Below are 21,005 nucleotides of genomic sequence, written 5' to 3' on the forward strand. Positions count from 1 at the left end.
CGGGGCGGGAGAGGGCGGGGGAGAGGGGGGGAGCGTTGCCGACCTCGGTCGGCGAGGCCAAGCCGTCGAAGCCCTCTTCGATTGACCTCAATCTGTCATTGCGACCTTGTCATTCGCCGTGGTTGCCGACTGCGGCGCCCGCGAGGGGCGCATCAGTGCAGCGCTCTTGCCGGTCGGTTGCATTCGCAGATCGCCACTTCTCCCCATATTTGCGGATCCTTTGACTTGCCTCATACATGACCGCGATGGCTGCTGACGAATGCGCGGGGGCTACGCATCATCGGCGCCCTCCCTGAATCCACAGCGCAGAGGTCGCGACCATGTATTTCCCCTATCTCCATGGCAAACAAAAGGAGGTGCTCGCCCTGCGGCACCTCGCGGCGGTACTCGGCACGGACGGCGTCGTGCAACCCATCCTCGAACCGGTCCGCCAAGCCGCGACCTCGCTGCGCCACACGCTCGAAGCTTGCGAGGCCCACAAGCAGCAGATCTGGCTGGTGGTGAATCCCACCCGCCAGGACTTCGAGCCGCTCAAGCCCGCGCAATCGCTGGAATGGGGCCACCGGCTCTACACCTCGCTCCCTCAGCGCCAATGGATCCACCCGGTGCTGAGCCTGGGCCCGGCGCTGACGCCGGAACTGGTGCGGCGCTTCGCCCATGTCTTCGGCACGCGGCCCGTGGGCATCGTGGTCGGCCACGACGCGCCGCCGCTGCACGACGTGATGGCGCTGCTCGGCGGCGTGCAGGTGCAGCGCGTGTTCTTCCGCGACGCCGAACCCGCGCCCAAGGCCCGCGCGTCGGCCGGCACCGCCGGCTGCGTGTGGGTCGAGGATCGCCGACTGCCGGACGCCGCCGATCTGCGTCAGCGCGATCGCCACCCCTTCACCGATCGCCATCTGCATTACCGCGCCGAGGGCTTCGTCGGCTTCTCCGACTACACGACGCTGCCGTCTCGGCCGGACATGCCCGACGCGCCCCCGCGCTCGGAATGCTTCCGCATGAGCTACATCCACCACGACGCGCAGCGCGGCGACTCGATCTGGACCGAGCACTTCACCGGCTACCGCGTGTCGGACGAGCGCGGCGGCAGTCGCTTCGACCAAGCCTTGCAGTGCTTCCGCGAATCGCTGGACCGCGGCGACGCCTCCTTCGGCCCGACCGAGTCCGTTCGGCGCTACCTGTCCAGCCTGATCACCGCGACGCCGCCCTCCCGCGCGCTCAGCAAGCAGTGGGAGGTGATGCACCACCTGGAGCTGGTCAGCGGCCTGCTCAGCGGGCGCTTCGCCGGGCACTTCCCGGCGCGCGTGCCGGAGGATCTGCTGGGCCGCACCGCGCAACCGCCGGCCGGGCTGTCGATCAAAGCGGGGGAGTCGCCGCGCTGAGCCGCACCGGAATGCCGCTCAGCACCGAGGTGCCGGAGACCGGATCGCGCGCTTCCTCGTCCAGCAACCGGTTCATGTTGACGCCCGGATGCTGCGCGGCGACGCCGAGCCGGCTGCCCGCCAAGTCGTGGCCCCAGCCATGCGGCAGGCTGACCACGCCGGGCCGCATGTCGGCGCTGATGCTGATCGGCGCGATCAAGCTGCCGCGCGCGTTGCTCAGGCGCGCCGGCTCGCCATCGGCGAGGCCCGCGCGGGCCGCGTCGTCCGGATGCACGAGCAGTGTGCAGCGATCGCGGCCCTTGGCCAGCACCGGCAGGTTGTGCATCCAGCTGTTGTTGCTGCGGGTCTCGCGTCGGCCGATCAGCAGCAGCTCGTCGCCCGGCGGCAAACGCAGCGCCGAGGCGACATGCGCGAGATCCTCCAGCAGCGGTGCCGGCGCGAGTTCGATGCGGCCGGACGCGGTGCGCAGCAGCTCGGGCACGCGGGGCTGGAGCTCGCCCAGGTCGATGCCGTGCGGCGCCGCCCGGACCTTCTTCAGCGACAACCCGTCGGGCCGCGCGCCGAAGCCGTCGCCATAGGGGCCGGCGCGCAGACCGAGATCCAGCCAGCGCGCGGGACCCTCGTCGCCATCGAGCATCGCGAAGATCGCCTCGGCGCGATCGCCGGCCTGGCGCTTGAGTTCGGCCATCAGCGCGGCGTCGTCGATGGGGCCGAGGTCGGCGTCGTGCGGCACGCCGTTGACGATGGACGCGAGGCGCAGCAGCGTGCGCCACTCGGGATGCGGCGCGGGCGCGGCGTCGGTGATGCGATGGCCTGGATCGCCGTGTTCATCGGCGGTGTCGGCTGAGCGTCGCGTGGGAATGACCGCGTCCGACCAGCGTGCGTGATTGCGCCACGAGAGCTGCGCGAAGACCATGTCGTAATGCCAGTCCTCGAGCGGCGAGGGCGGCGGCAGCACGAGGTCGGCATGACGGCTGGTCTCGTTGATGTAGGGGTCCAGGCTGACCATGAAGTCCAGCGAGTCCAGCGCCCGCGCGAGCCGTTCGCCGTTCGGCGACGACAGCACGGGGTTGCAGGCGATGGTGATCAGGGCCTGGACCTGGCCTTCGCCGGGCGTCTCGATCTCCTCGGCGAGGCAGCTGATGGGGAGCTCGCCCATGACCTCGGGCGCGCGGCTGACGCGGCTGTGGCGGCGCCCGGTGCTGACGCCCTTGCCCCGGCCGGGGCGGCCCAGCGTGTTGGCCGCGAAGGCCGCGGCCTTGGGGAACATCAGCCCCCCTTCGACGTCGAAGTGGCCGGTGAGGATGTTGAGCGCGTCGATCAGCCAGCTGTTGATCGAGCCGAAGCGCTGCGTGCAGGTGCCGATGCGGCCGTAGAGCACGGCGCGCTCCGTGGTCGCGAACTCGCGCGCGAGTCGGCGCTGCGTGTCCGCGTCGATGCCGCAATGGGCGGCGCAACGCTCGGGTGGGAAGTCGGTCGCGGCGGCGCGCAGCGCGTCGAGGCCTTCGACGTGATCGGCGAGCTTGCCCAGATTCACCAGACCTTCGTCGAACAGCGTGTGCAGCAGGCCCAGCAGCAGATAGACGTCGCCGCCGGGGCGGATCGCGAGGTGCTCGTCGGCGGCCTGGGCGGTCTCGCTGCGGCGCGGGTCGATCACGACGATGCGTCCGCCGCGGGCGCGCATGGCCTTGGCCTTGCCGCGGTAGTCGGGGCTGGTCCACAGGCTGCCGTTGCTGACCATGGGGTTGGCGCCGAGGACGATCATGAGGTCGGTGCGCGGCAGGTCCGGCACCGGGACGCTCAGCCAGTGGCCGTACATGAGGCCGCAGGCGAGCTGCTTGGGCATCTGGTCCAGCGTCGAGGCGGAGAACAGGTTGCGCGTGCCCAGCGCGCGCGCCAGATGCGGGAAGTAGCTGAACAGACCGATCTTGTGCGAGGCGGGATTGCCGATGGTCAGGGCGATCGCGTCGGGGCCGTGGCGCTCGCGCAGGGCGGGCAGGCGCTCGGCGATCTCGGCGAAGGCCTGGTCCCAGCTGATCGGATCGAAGCCGCTGCGATCGGCGCGACGCTTCATCGGCTGGCGCAGGCGGTCCGGGTCTTCGTGCAGGTCCTTGAGGGCGACGCCTTTGGGGCAGAGGAAGCCGCCGCTGAAGGGGTCGCGGGCTTCGCCGCGGATGGAGACGACCGAGCGGCCGCTCGGGTTGTCGCGGGTGCGGATCTCGAGGCCGCAGCAGGCCTCGCAGAGCGGGCAGATGCGGAAGTGGGACTGCTCGTGGTCGGAGCTTGCGGCGGCGTCGCCGCAGGCGGCTTGAGCGGCGTGATCGGCTGTGGCGTCCAGGGCCATGGCGTGTCTCCCATCGTCGGTCCCGGGGGGCGGGAATGGCGGCGATTGTGGGAGGGGGCTCAGGGCGACGTGGTCATGTAGGCGACAGGGTGACGCCCCCGCTCACATCTGCCTGAACAAATGCGTATAGCTCTCCGCCACGATCAGCGCGTCCTCGCTCTCCTTGAGCTTGACCTGCATGCGCCCACGGAAGTCACGCGACACGCCCGCCACTGCCGCGGCGTTCACCAGCGTCGACCGATGGATCTGCCAGAACTGCTGCGGGTCGAGCTCATCCACCAGCTCCTTCAGCGGCTTCCGGATCAAGGCCTCCCCCTGCCTGGTCGCCACCCGCGTGTACTTGTTGTCCGACTGGAAGTAGAAGACCTCATCCACGGTGATGAGCTTGAGCGTCTGCCCGACCGACGCATTGATCCATCGCAGGTACTGCCGCTGCGGCGTGGCCCCGCCATGCGCCCCCAGCTGGCTCAGCACCGCCCCCAGATCCACCGGCGGCCCGGCCAATCGCTGCTTGACCCGATGAATCGCCGTGAACAGCCGCGCCGGCTCCAGCGGCTTGAGCAGGTAATCCACCGCCCCCTCGTCAAACGCCGACACCGCGTACTGGTCGTAGGCGGTGACGAAGACCACATGACTGCGCCCCCGTACCTGACGCGCGACCTCCAACCCCGTCGCGCCCGGCATCTGGATGTCCAGGAAGAGCACATCCGGCTCGCACTCCTGCAGCAGGCGCAAGGCCTGGACGCCGTCGGCGGCCTCGCCGACCACGCTCAGCTCCGGCCACAGCTGCGACAGTCGCTCGATCAGTTCATGACGCAGCGTCGCCTCGTCCTCGGCGACGACCGCGGTCGGGGCGGCGGGGTTCGGGCTCATGCAGGCAGCTCCAAGGTGAATTCGGTGTCCTCCGCATTGCTGCGGCAATGCAGGCGCGCGGGCGTCGCGCCGTCCGACGGACCGGCGCGTTCCAGCCGCTCCAGCCGCTCGCCGAGCGCGCGCAGGGCGCCATCCTCGCCGATCAGCCCGCCCCGGTCGAAGGCCAGCCGCAGACGCAGGCCGCCACCGGCGGTCTCGTTGGCGCTCAGCCGCGCCTGCGTCGGCAGCCGCGTCGCGTCGCGCAGCATCAGCTGGGCCAGCGGCAGCAGCAGCATCGGCGGCAGCGGACGCGCGGACAGCCAGGCCGGCCAGTCGGTCGACAAGCTCAGCGCGCGCCGCTGCCGGCCGGCGACCACCGCCAGATAGCTGTCCAGCAGCGCGCTCTCGGATTCCAGCGTCACGCCGCTTTCGCGCAGCCGCGGCAGCGCCACCCGCAGATGGCGGATCAGCCGTTCCATCTGCTCGGGCGCCTCGGGCTCGCCCTGCTCATAGGCGCGCTCGATGTCGACCAGCGTGTCGAACAGGAACTGCGGCTCCACCTGCGCCTGCAGCGTGGCCAGACGCGCGGCGGCGGCGTCGCGCTGCATGGCGCTCTGCTCGCGCAGCAGGACCTCCAGCCGCGCGCGCGTGCGCCGGCGGCGCAGCACCGCCTCATACCAAGCGACCGACAGGCTGGCGGTGACGCAGATGACCAGGCACTCGCCGATGAAGTTGGCCGAGTGCACCGGATCCAGCGCCATCTCGCCCTTGCGCTCCCGGGCCAGATCGCCGATCGAGGGCAGATGCAGCAGCGGCATCAGCCAGTCGTAGAGCAGCTTGGACGCGACCGCGCCCAGCAGCACCGCGGCGCACAAGCGCGCGATGCGCCACGGGCTGTCGACCGCGCTGCGGTTGGCGGGCAGCCAGGCCAGCAGGATGACCAGCGCCACCAGCAGCGGCGTCAGCAGCTGATTCGCGAGCGCCGCCGGCCAGCGCGGGTTGTCGACCACGTAGGCGATGGACGTCACGTCCACCAGCCCATAGAACACGCCCATCAGCAGGAACCAGGTCAGCTCCTCGCGTCGCAGCGAGGCCCAGGAGCGCCAGAAATGGCCGGGGATTTCGGACCAGCGGACGGGACTCGTCATCGATGCCGCGCTCATGTGGCCACCCGGGCTTCGGCCGAGGCCGTGGCCTGACCGGCACCGCGGCGCGAGTCCAGCAGCGGCACCCGCACCCGGGCGACCACGCCGCGCGGCGCGGCTGCCTCGAGCTCCAGCCAGGCCTCGCGCCCGAACATGGCGCTCAGCCGCGCCCGCGTGTTGGCCAGACCGACGCCGCTGCCTCCGCTCGCCGCGAAGCCCTGGCCAGTGTCGCGCACCTCCAGGGTCAGGCCGTCGCCGCCGGGCTCGCGATGCGCGCTGATGTCGATGCGACCGCCCTCGGGCAGCGCCGACAGGCCGTGCTTGATGGCGTTCTCCACCAGCGTGGGCAGCACCATGGGCGGCAGCGGCGTGGCGAAGAGTGCCGCGTCGGCCACGATGTCGAAGCGCAGGCGATCGCCCATGCGCATCTGCAGAATGGTCAGGTAGCTGCGCGCCAGTTCCAGCTCCTGGCCCAGCGTGGACATGCCCTGGCGCATGCTCGGCAGCGCCGCGCGCAGATAGGCGATCAGGCTGGTCAACATGTCCCGGCCGCGCTCGGGGACGGTCTCGTAGAGACGCTTGACGTTGGCCAGGGTGTTGAACAGGAAGTGGGGCTCGATCTGGGCGTTGAGCGCGGAGAACTGCGCCTCCATCTGCTGCGCCTGCAGCCGGTCATGCTGGCGTGCGAGCTCCACCAGATGCGCCTGAACGCGGCGCTCCTCGCGCAGGGTCTGCAGCAGCGCGCTGAAGAGGCAACCCAGCAGCAGCCACAGCAGCGTGGTCGACAACAGCCAGGCCCAATGCAGCGGCGCCTCCGGATCGCCCATGTTGGCGACCTTGAAACGCAGCAACGTGCCGACCGCGGCCCCGATGGCGATGGCGACGCCGCGCACCACGATCGGCGCGCCCGGCCGGCGCGCCAGCCAGGCTTCGGCCACGGCCAGCATGGCCAGCACGCTGAGCGCGGTCAGCAGGGTCTGGCGGGTAAAGGTGGCCCACTCGAAGATCCAGTCGGCCACCGTGTCCGTCTGCGTCATCCAGGTGAGCGAGCGGGCTCCCGCCATCGCCAGGCAGAAGTAGAAGGCCGCCGCGATCATGCGCAGGTTGAAGAGCTGCAGCGCGGCCTCCCGTGCAGGGCGCAAGGGACGCGCGGCCGCCGTGGCGGCGACGGGCTCGAGGGACGGGGACGCATCGGACATGGGCGGCATTCTGTCCGCCTGCCGACCGGGTCGCCACCGCCCATGCGACGAAGCCGCCCAGGGCGGGACGAGTCCGCCCCTCAAGGGACCGAGGGCGCGGACTTGCCGCGGCGTGGCGGGCGCAGGCCGATCCGGCCTCGCGCGCGCGGGCTGCCGGCCCGGGGACGGCGGCGGCATACTCGCCGGCCATGAAGATCCATATCGGTGGCGGCGCACGCCTGTTCGTGGACGTGGAAGGGCCGGGCCTGGTGCCGGACGGCGCGACCATGCGGGAGAAACCCACGCTGATCTGCATGCACGGCGGCCCGGGCTTCGACCACTCGGCCTACAAGCCGGCCTTCAGCCGGCTCGCGGACCTGGCGCAGATCGTCTATTACGACCACCGCGGTCACGGCCGCAGCGATCCGCGGCCGTCCTCGGAATGGACGCTGGACATGTGGGCCGACGACATCGTGCGCCTGTGCGATGCGCTCGGCATCGACAAGCCCATCGTGCTGGGCCAGTCCTTCGGCGGCTTCGTCGCGCAGCGCTACATCGCGCGGCATCCGGGCCACGCGTCCAAGGTGATCCTGTCCAGCACCTCGCACCACATGGGCTTGGAGCGCAAGCTCGCCGCCTTCGAGCGTCGGGGCGGACCCGAGGCGCGGCGTCTGGCCGAGGACTTCTGGGCGCGCCCGTCCAAGGCGACGTTCGACGCCTACTGGGCCGGCGTGCGTCACCTGTACAACACGCAGCCGGCCGCCGATCCGGAGGCGGGCTCGCGCACGCTGGTGAACCTGGACATCCTGCTGCATTTCGTCTCGGGCGAGAAACAGGACCTGGGACTGCTGCGCGGCCTGGAGAAGGCGCAATGCCCGGTGCTGGTGATGGTCGGCGAGGACGACCCGGTGTGCCCCCTCGAGGACGCGCTGGACATCCACGACGCGCTGCCCGAACGTTGGCGTCAGCTGGCGCGCTTCCCGGGCGTGGGCCATGGCGCGTGGCGCGACGATCCGGAAGCCGCCTTCGCGGTGCTGCGGCGTTTCATCGCCGAGTGAGGAGGAGGGGCCTCGGCCCCCGCTTCAGAGCGCCGCCAGCGCCTTGAGGTCGCGCTCGGCCAGCGCGGCGTCGCCGAGGTTGAGTTCGATGACGCGGCGCAGGTGGGTGATGCTCTCGATGTCGATCCCCAGGCAGAGCAGCCCGGCGCGATCACCGTTCACATGCGCGAGCTGTGCGGCCATGGAGATGCGGCCCTCGTGCGGGGCCAGCGGCAGATCGAGCAGGCACAGCGCGCCGGGCTCGATGGCCGCGCTCTCGGGCAGCAGGAGCAGGGCACCCTTGAGCGACAGGTCCAGCACCTGCACCGGCAATCGCTGCTCGACCGTGACGAGCTGGGCCGGACCCGCGAACGCGATCCGAGAGAAGTGACGGCGTTCGGAGTCGGTGGTGCTCATGGGGGGCTCGCGGCGGTCGGCTGAAGGAAGGCCGCGGGTCCGACGATGTCGGGCGCCGCGGCGCGGTCGGCTCGGATCAGAGCTCGGCGTAGATCGTGCTCTTCTCGATCGCCTGGTGCAAACGCGAGGGCGCCAGCGGCTCCAGGCCCATGGTCTCCAGCAAGTACCAGCCCGCGCGCAGCAACGCGGACGTGGCCTGACGCAGCTCGGTCGCCTCGGGCGATTCCTGGCGCGACAGCATGGCTTGCAGCTGGCGCGACTGGTTGTGGCCGGGCACTTCCGGCACGGGCTGGCTGATGTGGTCCTGGGCGAGTCGGGCCAGCAGTTGCTGAACCTCGGCGCCGTGCTCCGGCGACTGGATCAGGCGGGCGAGGTCGCCGAGCAGGCGTTCGCCCGCGGCGGCCAGCAACTGCGCCGAATGGTCGGCGCCGCCGGCCAGGTACAGCGCGGACGCCATGTCCAGATACTCCAGCGCTCGGGCCAGACGGGGCAGGTCACTGCTCACTGCATGTCCTCCTTGACGCACTCTTGTCACGACTGCTGTTTGCATGCATCGCCGCTCCTTGTTGGTCTTCGGGAATCCCTCTGCGTCGGCGTTCGCGGAGTGTATAGGCGCGACATGTCGATCCGCCATGCCGTCCGTCACCAGCCGGCGTAGCATTCGTCAGTTCGTAGAGCGGGCATCCTGATTGCCGGCTCGCCGAAGACCGACACCATTCCGATTAACCCGGAGACCTCGCATGAACCGCCACGATTCCCAGCCCCTGATCCCTGCCGCCACCGAGCTGCAAGACCTGGACGGCCAGCCGCTGCTGGCCCGTCGCGACGCGCTGAGCCGTCTGGGCCGCTACACCGCCGCGGGGCTGGTGCTGCCGGCGGGCCTGGGCGCGCTGCCTGCGCTGGCGGCGGAGAACGAGGACGACACCTATGACCAGGACTCGGTGCTGAAGGCCGCGACGGACTTCTTCGGCGAGACCACCGAGGGTCTGGCCAAGGTGATTGAAAAGGCCTTCAAGGACCAGGGCCGCCCGAACGCCTACATCAAGGGCCAGGAGGCCGGCGGCGCCATCACGGTGGGCCTGCGCTACGGCGAGGGCGAGCTGCTGATGAAGCGCGGCGGCGGCGGCATGGTCTATTGGGCCGGCCCGTCGGTGGGCTTCGACCTGGGCGCGAACGCGTCCAAGGTATTCACGCTGGTCTACAAGCTGCCCAAGGCGAGCGCCATCTATCGCCGCTTCCCGGGCGTGGACGGCAGCCTGTACTACATCGGCGGCGCGGGCATCAACTACCAACGCGCCAACGGCATCACGCTGGCGCCGATCCGTCTGGGCGTGGGGCTGCGCGCGGGGGCCAGCGTCGGCTACATCCATTACCGCCGCGAGAAGACGATCAACCCGTTCTGATCGCCGGGATGCCCCCGAACCCGTGCGCCGTCAACCGGTCGGTCCGCCGATCGGTCAGCCGGTGCGCAGCGGGGCGCCTTCGCGCTGGCTGCGGGCCAGCGCATGTTCCGCGCGACCGAGCAGGCCGCTGCCGGTGTCGCCGGGACCGCGCCAGGCGGTCAGGCCCATGCTGAGCGGACCGGCCGTGGGCTGCTGCTGCATCCAGACGGCGCGGAAGCGCTCGCAGACCTTGCGACCGGTGGGCAAGTCCACGTCATGCAGCAGCATGAGCATGGCCTCGCCCTGACCGAGCGCGAGCACGTCCTGCGCGCGGCATTGCTGGCGCAGCATGTGCGGCAGCGCGCCGGCCGGCGCCCGCGCCGCGGCCAGCGCGACCAGGCACCAGGCCATGTCGGAGGACTGCTGTTGCTGGCGCTCGACCAGCCGCGCCAGCAGCTGGTCCCGCGATGCCAGCGGCGAGGACGCGCCGGCCTGCATGGCCAGCGCATGGAAGCGCTTGTAGTGCGACAGCGCGGCGGGCAGGTCGCCATACGCCTCGGCCACGGCGCTGAGGGCCTCCTGCAACGGGGCCTGCTCCTCGCCATGGGTCTTGCGCAGCTCGTCCAGACGAACGCGGGCCGCGTCGACCTGGCCGTCCAGGATCAGACGGCGGGCGTCGGCGCAGCCTTGTTCCAGATCGCCCAGGGTTCCGGGGCTGGCACGCAAGACCTTGTCAAGGTTCATGGCGAAAAAGGATAGCGTCCGAGATTCGGACATCCCATGCGGGCTTACCAGTGGAGGACTAGGATGGTCCGTCCCTGGTGTTGCTTGGAGGCGTGGCGCATGAATCCGTCGACCGATTCGAAGTCTTCTCGGACTTCCCCCTCTCCCGAGGGCTCGTCGCCCTCGCCGACCACGTCGGTGAAGGCCAGCGCCGAGAGCCTGCCGGCGCAGGACATCAGCGCGGAAGTCCTGCTCGAGAAGTACGCCAAGGGGGGCGAGCGCAGCCTGGACGAGGTGAGGGCGAGGGTGGCGCGCGCGCTCGCCGCGGCGGAATCGCCCGAGCAGCGCGCGCATTGGGAGGCGCGCTTCCTGGACGCGCAGCGGCGCGGCTTCGTGCCCGCGGGACGGATCGCGTCGGCGGCGGGGACGGGGCTGTCGGCGACTTTGATCAATTGCTTCGTGCAGCCGGTCGGCGACGCGATCGCCGAGGAGAAGGATGGCTATCCCGGCATCTACACCGCGCTGACGGAAGCGGCCGAGACGATGCGGCGGGGCGGGGGCGTGGGCTACGACTTCTCGCGCATCCGGCCCAAGGGCGCGTATGTGAAGTCGACGCAGTCCAGCGCGTCGGGACCGGTGAGCTACATGCGTGTCTTCGATCGCAGCTGCGAGACGGTGGAGTCGGCGGGCTCGCGACGCGGCGCGCAGATGGGCGTGCTGCGTTGCGACCACCCGGACATCGAAGAGTTCATTCACGCCAAGGACCAGGGGGACCTGCGCAACTTCAACATCTCGATCGCGGTGACCGACGCGTTCATGCAGGCGGTGGAGGCGGACGCCGATTTCGAGCTGGTGCACAAGGCCGCGCCCGGCGACAAGCAGCGCGCGGCGGGCGCGACGCAGCGGGCGGACGGGCTGTGGATCTATCGGCGGATGCGGGCGCGCAAGCTCTGGGATCTGGTGATGCGCTCGACCTACGACCACGCGGAGCCCGGGGTGCTGTTCCTCGACCGGATCAACGCGGACAACAACCTGAATTACTGCGAGACGATCAGCGCGACGAATCCGTGCGCCGAACAACCCCTGCCTTCTTATGGGTGCTGCTGCCTAGGATCCATCAATCTGACCACCTCAGTTCGGGACCCTTTCACCCCAAACGCCAGCTTCGATGAGCAGGGCTTCACCGACCTCTGCCAAGTCGCCACCCGCATGCTGGACAACGTCCTCGATGTGACACCGTGGCCGCTGCCGCAGCAGGCGCACGAGGCGTCCAACAAGCGGCGCGTCGGGCTGGGCTTCACCGGATTGGGCGACGCGCTGGTGATGCTGGGCTTGCGCTACGACGGCGAGCCCGCCCGCGCGATGGCGCGCCGCATCAGCGAACTCATGCGCGACGCCGCCTATGAGGCCTCCGCCGATCTGGCCGTCGAGCGCGGCGCCTTCCCGCTCTTCAACGCGGACCTGTACTTGTCCGGCGGCAACTTCGCGTCGCGGCTGCCGCCCTGGCTCAAGGACAAGATCCGCGCGCAGGGGCTGCGCAACTCGCATCTGCTGTCGATCGCGCCGACCGGCACCATTTCGCTGGCCTTCGCCGACAACGCCAGCAACGGCATCGAGCCCGCCTTCTCCTGGAGCTACACCCGCAAGAAGCGCATGCCCGACAACAGCTTCAAGGAGTACGCCGTCGAGGACCACGCCTGGCGTCTCTACCGCCACATCTTCGGCGCCGACGCGCCGCTGACCGAGGCCTTCGTCACCGCGCTCGAGCTGCGCGCCGCCGATCACGAGGCCATGGTCGCCGCCGTGGCGCCCTATGTGGACACGTCCATCTCCAAGACGGTGAACGTACCGGCGGACTATCCCTACGCGGACTTCCAGGACCTCTACGCCCTGGCCTGGAAAAGCGGGCTCAAGGGGCTGGCGACCTATCGACCCAACAGCGTGCTCGGCGCGGTGCTCAGCGTCGAGCCGGTCGCCCAGCCCGAACCGCTCAAGCCGGAGACCGGTCCCAATCAACGCCTGCGCGTGGAGCGATTGCCCAAGCCCGTGCTGGCCTCCTTGCGCTGGCCCAGTCGGCCCGAGCTGCCGGGCGGCAACCCGGCTTGGTCCACGATGATCCGCCACCCGCATGGCGACTTCGCGCTCTTCGTCGGCGAACTGCCGGCCGAGGGGCCGGAGGCCGGGCTGTTCGGCCGCACCTTGCCCTTCGAGGTCTGGGTCAACGGCGCGGAGCAGCCGCGCGGACTCGGGGCGATGGCCAAGACCTTGTCGATGGACCTGCGCGCCAACGATGCGGCCTGGTTGCGGCTCAAGCTCGATGCGCTGGCGACCGTGGCCGAGGAGCGCTCTTTCGAGATGCCCATGCCGCCGCTCGGCGAGCCGCGGCTGTTCCCCGGCGTGGTCGCGGCGACAGCGGCGGTGATCCGCTGGCGCTGCGAGCAGCTCGGCGCCTTGCAGGAGGGCGGCCCGACGCCGGTGCTGGACGCGATGTTCTCGCGCGAGGAGCCGCGCACCGGCACCGCCGGCACGATGGCCTGGGCGGTGGACGTTGACAACCCCGCCACCGGCGAGCTGTTCACGCTGACGCTCAAGGAAGTCAGCCTGCCCACGCCCGACGGCGGCAGCGTGACCCGGCCTTGCGCGATGGGTTTCTCAGGCAACTACCCGCGCGCCTTTGACGGTCTGGCGCGTCTGCTGTCGCTGGACATGCGGGTGCTGGACCCGGGCTGGATCGGCATGAAGCTGCGCAAGTTGCTCAATGTGGGCGAGCCGCTGGGGCATTTCATGGCGCCAGTGCCGACGCTGTCCGGCGAGCGCCGCCAGCAGGTCTGGCCGTCGACGGTCGCTTACGTCGCGCGGCTGGTGATCCATCGCTACGCGATGCTGGGCGTGCTGGACGAGCAGGGCTATCCGCTGGTCGACATGGGACTTCTGCAGCAGGCGCCAGCCGCGAAGGCGCGGACGGGCGCCGTGCCGACCGGCGTTCCGGCGATGGCCGGCAAGCGCTGTCCGGAATGCGGGAACGCGACCTTGATCCAACGTGATGGCTGCGAGTTCTGTACGGCGTGCGGGTTCGTGGGGCAGTGTGGGTGAGCAGGAAATCACATCCCGCTTCCCCCCACCCGAGGGAGGTTCCCTAGGCATTCCCCCACTTCTTCACGCGAAGACAAATCTGCAATTTCTGCAGCTTCGTTTTCAAAAGTAGCATTTCACCTGTTTCCTTCCCGCGCTTCCGTCGTGCCTCACGCGTTCGGGTCAGCGCACTCTCGCCGCCGCCATGAGCGGGCTCCCTGCGGACCTCTTACCCGGAACAGGACATGAACGGTCTCACGATCAAGAAACAGCTGACCCTCGCGTTTGCCGCCCTCGTCGCGGCGGTGATGCTGGTGAGCTTCGTCGCGCTGCGCGCGCTCGGCGCCTCGGACGCGCGCTTCTCCGGCTTCGTCACAGGGATCAATGAGCGCGAGATGATGGCGACCGATGTGCGGGCCTCCGCCAACCGCCGCGCCATCGGCGTGCGCGACATGGTCGTCGTCAAGGACGCTGCCGACGTCGACAGTTCCAAAGCCTCCGCATTGGAAGCGCACGCCGCCATCGCGCAGCAACTGGACAAGCTCAAGGCCGCCGTCGCGAGCGCCGACGACGCCACCCCGCGTGAGCGCGAGCTGCTTGCCCGCATTGTCGACGTCGAGGACAAGTACCGACCGGTCGCCGAGCGCATCGTCGGCCTGGCCGCCGCCGGCCATCGCGACGAGGCCATGTCCACCATGACTCACGATTGCCGACCGCTGCTGGCCGCGCTGCTCAAGGACGTGGGCGAGTACGTCAAGTACGCCCGCGCCACCGCCGATCAGCGCGTCGAGGACTCGACCGCCGCCTACGCGGCGCAGCGCTGGTGGCTGAGCGCCATCAGCCTGGCTGCCGTGGCCGTCGCCATCGGACTGGGCTGGCTGATCGTGCGCCGCCTGATGAAGGCGCTCGGCACGGAGCCCGCGCTGTTGGCCGACGCCGCCCACCGGATCGCCGACGGCGATCTGCGTCCCGTCGAAGGTGTGCACGCCGCGCCGGCGAACAGCGTGCTCGCCTCAATGGGCGTGATGCAGCGTCAGTTGGTCGATCTGATCGGCCAGGTGCGCCGGTCCGCCGAGAACATCGCCCTCGCCAGCGGCGAGATCGCCCGCGGCAACAACGACCTGTCCTCGCGCACCGAGGAGCAGGCCTCGGCGCTGGAGCAGACCGCCGCGTCGATGGAAGAACTCAGCGCCACCGTGCGCCAGAACGCCGACAACGCGCAGCAGGCCAACCAGCTGGCGCGCAATGCCAGCGAGGTGGCGCTGCGCGGCGGCGGCGTGGTGGGGCAGGTGGTCGACACCATGCGCGGTATCCATGAGAGCAGCCGACGCATCGAGGACATCATCGGCGTCATCGACGGCATCGCCTTCCAGACCAACATCCTGGCGCTGAACGCGGCCGTCGAGGCGGCGCGCGCGGGCGAGCAGGGCCGCGGCTTCGCGGTGGTCGCGTCGGAAGTCCGCAATCTGGCGAGCCGCTCGGCCGGCGCCGCCAAGGAAATCAAGGCGCTGATCGGCGAGAGCGTCAGTCGCGTCGAGCAGGGCTCGAGCCTGGTCGATCAGGCCGGCGCGACGATGGAAGAGGTCGTCGGCGCGATTCGCCGCGTCAGCGACATCGTCAGCGAGATCAGCGCCGCCAGCGTCGAGCAGAGCACCGGTGTCGGCCAGGTGGGTGATGCGGTCACCCAGATGGACCGCGCCACGCAGCAGAACGCCGCCCTGGTCGACGAGAGCGCCGCCGCCGCGGACCGCATGAAGCAGCAGGCCGACGACATGGTCGCGGCTGTCGCGGTGTTCCGCACGGATGAGGATCTGCGCTCGCCGATGAAGCCAGCCGTGGCCGTGGCCTCGCCGAAGTCGGGCGCGGCGTCGACGATCCATTCGACCCACGCGTCGGACGCGAAGCCGATGGCAACGGCGGTCCCGGCGCCGAGTCCGACCGCGAAGCCGGCGCTCGTGGCGGCGGCCCGCAAGCCGGTCGCCGTTCCCGCCGGGAAGCGCGAGCCCGCTCCGGCCCGCCATTCCGTCGCCGCGCCCGCCTTGCAGGTGGTCCGGGCGGCTCCGGCCGCGCGGCCCGCCGCCCAGGCGGTCACCGCCGGCGACGACGACTGGACGACGTTCTGATCGAGGAGTGCCACAGGGTTTGCATGTCCCGAATCCATGGGGGTATCGGCGTCGGATCGCCGTGGCTATGCTGGCCCGCTGAAAGCCAAGGCCGCAGAGCCCCACCGTCGTTCGAGGAGATCTTCATGTCGGCAGTCAGCCCGCTGGTGCGCATCGCCTATCCCCACCTGGCCCGTCGCGAGATGCTGGCCTTCCTGCCCAAGACCTGTCCGCGGCTGCTGGACGTGGGCTGCAACACCGGCGCTTTCGGCGAGGCGGTCAAGCAGGCGCGGCCCGGCACCGAGGTCTGGGGCATCGAGCCCGACGGCGGCGCGGCCGAACGGGCGCGCAAGCACCTGGATCATGTGCAGCAAGGCTTCTTCGACGGCTCGCTGTCGCTGCCGGACGGGCACTTCGACGCGATCTCCTTCAACGACGTGCTCGAGCACATGCCCGATCCGTGGGCGGCGCTGCACCATGCGCGCAGCCTGCTGACGCCGGAGGGCGTGGTGGTGGTGTCGCTGCCCAACCTGCTGCACCTGGACACGATCTGGCCGCTGCTGCACGACCACGACTTCCGCTACGAAAGCAGCGGCGTGCGCGACCGCACCCATCTGCGCTTCTTCACCCGCGTCAGCGCGCTGCGCATGTTCGAGGAATGCGGCTACGAGGTGCTGAGCGTCACCGGCATCAACGAGCAGTGGTGGAACACCTCGCTCAAGCGGCGGCTGACGTACCGGTTCTTCGGCCGCTGGCTGACGGAGACCAAGTTCGTCCAGTACGCCTTCGTCGCCCGACCCGCTCGCCGCGCGGTCGAGCAGGAGCCGGCCACGAGTTCGGGGATGCGGCTGGCGTCGTGAGCGGCCGACGCGGCTCTGGCGGATCGAGAGCCAGCCGTCTCCCAAATGGGAGAGCGACATGGGAGAGCGAGTCGCGCCTAATCGCCCCACCGCCGACGCGCCTCATCGCCAGCCGCGACAATCGGTGCCTATGCGCGCCCTGATCGAACTGCTGGTCCAGCACGATTTCCTCCTCATCTTCATCGTGACCTTGGCCGCGCGCATCGGCGCGCCGGTGCCGGCCGCCCCGCTGCTCGTCGTCGCCGGCGGGCTGGCCGCCGCGGGACGGATCTCGGCCGCCTCGCTGGTCACCTCGGCGGTGCTGGCCAACGTCCTGGGCGACGCCCTCTGGTTCATCGCCGGCCGCAACTACGGCCACCGTGTGCTGCGCCTGCTGTGCCGCGTCTCGCTCTCCCCCGACGTCTGTGTCCGTCAGAGCGAAAGCCTCATCGCCCGCTGGGGCGGCAGCTCGCTGCTGGCGGCGAAGTTCCTCCCAGGCATCTCGGTCGTCGCCGCGCCGATGGCCGGCGCGCTGGGCATGGGCTGGCGCCGCTTCATCGCCTACGACGCCGTCGCCGGCCTGGTCTGGAGCCTGTGCTTCCTCGGCCTGGGCCTGGTCTTCAGCGACCAGATCCAGGACGTGCTGGACGCGCTGTCCAACGCCGGCCTGATCGCCCTGGCCGCGATCGGCGCGCTGCTGCTGGTGCTGGTCGGCAACCGCTGGTGGCGCCGCCGCCGCATGGCCCGCCTGCAGGGCGAGATCGAGCGCATCAGCGTCGAGGACGCCGCCTCTCTGATCGACCAGGACATGGCGCCGCAGTTCATCGACGTGCGCAGCGACGCCGGCCGCGCCGCCGATCCCCGCACGCTGCCCGGCGCGCTCAACATCCCGCTGCCGCGATTGGCCGAGTACGCCGATCAACTCCCCGACGACCGCCTGCTGGTCCTGTACTGCAACTGCCCCAACGAGGTCTCCGCCATCACCGGTGCGCATCAGTTGCTGGAACGCGGCCACGCCCGGGTGCTGGCGCTCGAGGGCGGCCTGGACGGCTGGGATGCGATGCAGCGCCGCCGTCAGCGGGATCGGGGCGATCGCGGCGACGACAGCGGCCGTGAAGGTCGCGACAGCCGCATGGACCCCGCCGATCCGTCGGTGCCCCCTCCTTCGGTGCATCCGGCCGTCCCCTGATTGGAGGAGGGACGCCGGGCTCGGCCTGGCCCGGGGCTTGCATACTCGCTGACATGGCCGTACTCGACCCCGTCGCGCCCACCGTGGCGCCCACCATCCTGGACCTCGAGGCCAGCGGTTTCGGCCGCGGCAGCTATCCGATCGAGATCGGGTTCGTCGAGGCGACCGGGCTGCCCTTCTGCTCGCTGATCCAGCCGGCGCCCGAGTGGCAGCACTGGGACGAGCAGGCCGAGCAACTGCACGGCATCTCGCGCGAACTGCTGCTGCGTCACGGTCGGCCGCGCGAGTGGGTCGCGGAAGAGCTCAATCGGCGACTGGCCGGACAGACCGTCTACTGCGACAGCTGGGGGCACGATTACAGCTGGCTGTCCAAGCTCTTCGAGAGCGCCGGCTGTCTGCCGCGTTTCAAGCTTGAAGACCTGCGGCGCTTGCTCAGCGAGGACGAGGCGGGCCGCTGGTCCATGGTGCAGGCGCAGGTGCGCGACGAGGCGCGGCTGCGCCGCCATCGCGCCAGCGCCGACGCCAAGGTGCTGCAGATGACGCTGATGCGCATCAAGCACGGCGCCGATCTGGCGACCACCACCCTCGGCGGACGCAGCCGGGACGAATTCGGCAACTGCGGCGGCTGACGCCCTGGCTCAGTTCGGCAGGCCCGCCGGCCGCGCCGCGCAGACACTGCCGCTGGCCCGGCCGCGGCCGGCGCGCTTGGCGCGATAGAGCTGTTCGTCCGCCTGCATGACCAGGGCGTCGATCTGCACGCCGCGCGCCCATTGCACGCAGAAGCCGACGCTGGTGCCGATGTGCAGCTCCAGCGCGCCGATGCGGAAAGGCATGGACAGCGCATGCACCAGCTTGTCCGCCACGATGCGCGCGTCCTCGGGACGCGCGACGTGGTGCAGGAAGATCGCGAACTCGTCGCCGCCCAGGCGCGCCACCAGATCCTGCGGCCGCAGCGCGTGGCGCAGCCGGCCCGCCACCGCCTTGAGCAGCGCGTCGCCGACCGGATGGCCGTACTCGTCGTTGACCGGCTTGAAGCGGTCCAGGTCCAGGTAGAGCAGGGCCACCAGCTCGTCGCGGTCGGCGGCGCGGCGCAGCGCGGTGTCCACGTAGGCCGAGAAGCCCGCCCGGTTGAGCAGCTCCGTCAGCGGATCCGTGTTGGACGCCTTCAGCAGCCGCATCTGCTCCTGCTTCACCTCGGTCACGTCGCGCGCGACGCCGTAGGCGCCGATGATCGCGCCGGCGTCGCTGTACAGCGGCGCGTAGCTCAGCTCGACATAGCGCACCTCGCCGCGACCGTCGCCGTCCCGCGGCATCGGGCGGCTGGCGGCGAGCGGATCGAGGTCGTCGTCGTCGCGCATCTCGACCACGCTGGTCTCGCCCGCGAAAGCGCGGCGGATCAGCGGTCGGACGATGGCGTAGCGCGCCTCGCCCAGCAGCTCCGACGCGCCGCGGCCCAGCCAGGCCCGGTGCGCGATGTCGAAGCGCTGCTCGAAGGCCTTGTTGCAGAACAGCACCTGCTCGTCCGTGTCGACGGCCAGCATCATCACCGTCACGCTCTGCGCCAGCGCGCTCATCACGGCCTGGCTGCGTTCGCGCTCGCGCTCCACGGCCAGCTCGGCGCTGATGTCGCGCAGCATCCAGGAGATCGTCGACACCCGCCCCATGTCGTCGCGATGCACGATCACGGTGCAGTCCACCGGCAGATCGCGACCGTCGGAGGCGCGCACCGCCCAGCGGCCGTGCCAGTGACCGTCGCGCTCGGCGGCGGGGAGGATCTCCTCGCGGTAGCGCCGCAGCCCGCCGTCGACGAAGAAGCGCTCATGCCGCAGCTCGTCCAGCGGCGCGTCCGGCGCCAGGCCCAGGCGCCGACGCACGGCGGGGTTCAGATAGAGCATCCGCCCGTCCGGCGCGGTCTGCGCGATGTAGTCCGGCGCCAGATCGATGATGGCGCTCAGCATGCGCGAGGCCTGCTGCTGGCGCGCGTTCTCAGTGATGTCCACGACCGTGCCCGCATGCGCGACCACGCGGCCGTCGATGCGCATCGGCCGCATGCGCATCGCCACCAGCATCTCGCTGCCGTCGCGCCGGGTCAGGCGTCGAACGCGATCGACCGAATCGTGGGTGGCCACCAGGGCGGCCCATTGCGAGCGGACCTGTTCGCGGTCGACGTCCCCCAGCCGTTCCATCCAGCCCCAGGCCAGATTGGCGGGCTCGACCTCCATCATCCGCAGATAGGTCTCGTTGGCGTAGACCACGCGGCCCGTCAGGTCGCAGCGGAACAGACCCATCGGCGAGGCGTCGGCGGTGGCCTGGCGCTCCGCCTCGCGCAGCCGGGTGCGGGCCTGCATGCGGACGAACCAGGCCATCAGCCCGATCGCGATGACGCTCACCAGCAGCGAGAAGCCCAGCAGCGCGCGCCGTTGCGTCAGATAGCCGGCCAGGATGCGGTCACGCTCGAAGGACACGAACAGCCGCAGCGGATAGTCCTGCAACGCGCGGTAGGCGACGATGCGCTCGTGCCCGTCGACCGGGCTGGCCGCGATCAGGAAACGTCCGCTGGCGGGCGGATCGGGCGGCAACGCCCGAGGGCCGGTCTGCGGGGTCAGATTGCGGCCCACCACGCCGTCCACTTCGGGCCAACGCGCCAGCGCGATGCCGTCCTTGCGCTGCAGCAGGATGGCCATGCCGGGCCGCATCACGCGCGGCCTGTACAGGCGCAGCAAAGCGTCCAGATCGATGAACGCTATGGCGGTGTCGAAGTCGCTGGTGGCGGCGCTCAGCCGCGTGGCTACCGGCAGCACCATGTGGGCGCCCGGACGCAGCCGCACCGGCACGCCGATGACGATGCTCGGTCCGCCCGGCGCGCGCAGCGCTCTCAGGAAAGCCGGCTCGGGCAGTTGCAGATAGGGCTCGCCGGAGACCGAGGGGATGCGCCATAGCCGGCCGTCGGTGTTGGCCAGCATCACGTCGGTCAGGCCGCGCGAGCTGTCGCGCAGCGAGTCCGCCAGCAGCGACACCGTCGCGTCGCGGTCCTGCTGAGCGCTTTTGCGGGTCAGCAGCAGCAGGTCGATGGTGCGCAGACTGCCCTCGGTTTCGCGCAACAGGTTTTCCGTTTCGGTGGTGGCGTCGCGGGCGACGTTCTGCAGGTCTTCCTGCAGGTCCTGCACCAGGGAGCGCGGATAGATCAGCGCGAACCAGCCCACCAGCGCCCACAGCACGACCAGCACCAGCCCCAGCGCCAGAAAGGGGCCGAGCAGCAGCGCGCGCATGCGGCGCGCGTCCAGGCGCGCGACGATGGACTTGCGGAACAGGGAGGAGGGCATGGCCGACATTTTGGCCGTGC

Annotated in this window: 16 protein-coding genes; 8 read left to right on the plus strand and 8 right to left on the minus strand. The window is 70.4% G+C overall.

The features are described from left to right. Positions 1–320: 320 nt before the first annotated feature. Positions 321–1,382: a sce7725 family protein gene (locus tag ABDW59_RS12325; protein ID WP_343630119.1), complete on the plus strand. Its 1,062-nt coding sequence runs from the start codon at positions 321–323 to the stop codon at positions 1,380–1,382. Here the strand turns inward: ABDW59_RS12325 and ABDW59_RS12330 are convergent. The 4 genes from ABDW59_RS12330 to ABDW59_RS12345 all read right to left on the minus strand — a co-directional run bounded on the left by ABDW59_RS12330 (position 1,357) and on the right by ABDW59_RS12345 (position 6,922). Beyond that, positions 1,357–3,726, minus strand: coding sequence for a molybdopterin-dependent oxidoreductase (locus ABDW59_RS12330; RefSeq protein WP_343630120.1), 2,370 nt, complete (start codon positions 3,724–3,726; stop codon positions 1,357–1,359). The two genes, ABDW59_RS12325 and ABDW59_RS12330, sit on opposite strands and share 26 nt — an antisense overlap. A 102-nt stretch (positions 3,727–3,828) precedes the next feature. Further along, a complete protein-coding gene (locus tag ABDW59_RS12335; RefSeq protein WP_343630121.1) occupies positions 3,829–4,599 on the minus strand; it encodes a LytTR family DNA-binding domain-containing protein in 771 nt (256 codons plus the stop codon). Next, the gene (locus ABDW59_RS12340) at positions 4,596–5,726 is read right to left on the minus strand and encodes a histidine kinase (protein ID WP_343630122.1); all 1,131 of its coding nucleotides are present in this window, start codon (positions 5,724–5,726) and stop codon (positions 4,596–4,598) included. Before ABDW59_RS12340 ends, ABDW59_RS12335 begins: the two co-directional genes overlap by 4 nt. Before the next feature lie 11 nt (positions 5,727–5,737). Further along, positions 5,738–6,922: a histidine kinase gene (locus ABDW59_RS12345; RefSeq protein ID WP_343630124.1), complete on the minus strand. Its 1,185-nt coding sequence runs from the start codon at positions 6,920–6,922 to the stop codon at positions 5,738–5,740. A gap of 188 nt (positions 6,923–7,110) precedes the next feature. Between ABDW59_RS12345 and ABDW59_RS12350 the strand changes: the two genes are divergently transcribed. Continuing rightward, positions 7,111–7,959: an alpha/beta hydrolase gene (locus ABDW59_RS12350; RefSeq protein ID WP_343630125.1), complete on the plus strand. Its 849-nt coding sequence runs from the start codon at positions 7,111–7,113 to the stop codon at positions 7,957–7,959. Positions 7,960–7,983: 24 nt separating this feature from the next. Here ABDW59_RS12350 and ABDW59_RS12355 read toward each other — a convergent pair whose 3' ends face one another. Together ABDW59_RS12355 and ABDW59_RS12360 are read right to left on the minus strand one after the other, a co-directional pair. Beyond that, entirely contained in the window at positions 7,984–8,355 is a 372-nt protein-coding gene (locus tag ABDW59_RS12355; RefSeq protein WP_343630126.1) for a PilZ domain-containing protein, read from the minus strand. Positions 8,356–8,431: 76 nt separating this feature from the next. Next, positions 8,432–8,860: a hypothetical protein gene (locus ABDW59_RS12360; protein WP_343630127.1), complete on the minus strand. Its 429-nt coding sequence runs from the start codon at positions 8,858–8,860 to the stop codon at positions 8,432–8,434. A 235-nt stretch (positions 8,861–9,095) separates the two neighbouring features. Between ABDW59_RS12360 and ABDW59_RS12365 the strand changes: the two genes are divergently transcribed. After that, positions 9,096–9,758 carry a DUF1134 domain-containing protein gene (locus tag ABDW59_RS12365; RefSeq protein ID WP_343630128.1) on the plus strand — a complete coding sequence of 221 codons (663 nt, stop codon included), beginning with the start codon at positions 9,096–9,098 and terminating at the stop codon, positions 9,756–9,758. 54 nt (positions 9,759–9,812) lie between these two features. Here the strand turns inward: ABDW59_RS12365 and ABDW59_RS12370 are convergent, their stop codons facing one another. Continuing rightward, a complete protein-coding gene (locus ABDW59_RS12370; protein ID WP_343630129.1) occupies positions 9,813–10,481 on the minus strand; it encodes a hypothetical protein in 669 nt (222 codons plus the stop codon). Positions 10,482–10,580: 99 nt separating this feature from the next. Here ABDW59_RS12370 and ABDW59_RS12375 point away from each other — a divergent pair, with 99 nt between their 5' ends. From ABDW59_RS12375 to ABDW59_RS12395, 5 genes are all read left to right on the plus strand, one after another. Beyond that, positions 10,581–13,553: an adenosylcobalamin-dependent ribonucleoside-diphosphate reductase gene (locus tag ABDW59_RS12375; protein ID WP_343630130.1), complete on the plus strand. Its 2,973-nt coding sequence runs from the start codon at positions 10,581–10,583 to the stop codon at positions 13,551–13,553. Between the two features lie 224 nt (positions 13,554–13,777). Beyond that, on the plus strand, positions 13,778–15,655 hold the full coding sequence (locus tag ABDW59_RS12380; protein ID WP_343630132.1) for a methyl-accepting chemotaxis protein: 1,878 nt from the start codon (positions 13,778–13,780) through the stop codon (positions 15,653–15,655). A gap of 125 nt (positions 15,656–15,780) precedes the next feature. Next, entirely contained in the window at positions 15,781–16,494 is a 714-nt protein-coding gene (locus ABDW59_RS12385) for a class I SAM-dependent methyltransferase (protein WP_343630133.1), read from the plus strand. 130 nt (positions 16,495–16,624) lie between these two features. Further along, on the plus strand, positions 16,625–17,662 hold the full coding sequence (locus tag ABDW59_RS12390) for a VTT domain-containing protein (protein ID WP_343630134.1): 1,038 nt from the start codon (positions 16,625–16,627) through the stop codon (positions 17,660–17,662). A gap of 53 nt (positions 17,663–17,715) precedes the next feature. Then, positions 17,716–18,291, plus strand: a complete 576-nt coding sequence (locus ABDW59_RS12395) for a hypothetical protein (RefSeq protein ID WP_343630135.1) — start codon at positions 17,716–17,718, stop codon at positions 18,289–18,291. A gap of 9 nt (positions 18,292–18,300) precedes the next feature. Here ABDW59_RS12395 and ABDW59_RS12400 read toward each other — a convergent pair whose 3' ends face one another. Then, positions 18,301–20,985 (minus strand): diguanylate cyclase, encoded by a 2,685-nt coding sequence (locus ABDW59_RS12400; RefSeq protein ID WP_343630136.1) that lies wholly within the window; start codon positions 20,983–20,985, stop codon positions 18,301–18,303. Between the last annotated feature and the right edge of the window lie 20 nt (positions 20,986–21,005).

The organism is Roseateles sp., assembly GCF_039595295.1.
GTDB lineage: Bacteria > Pseudomonadota > Gammaproteobacteria > Burkholderiales > Burkholderiaceae_C > Roseateles.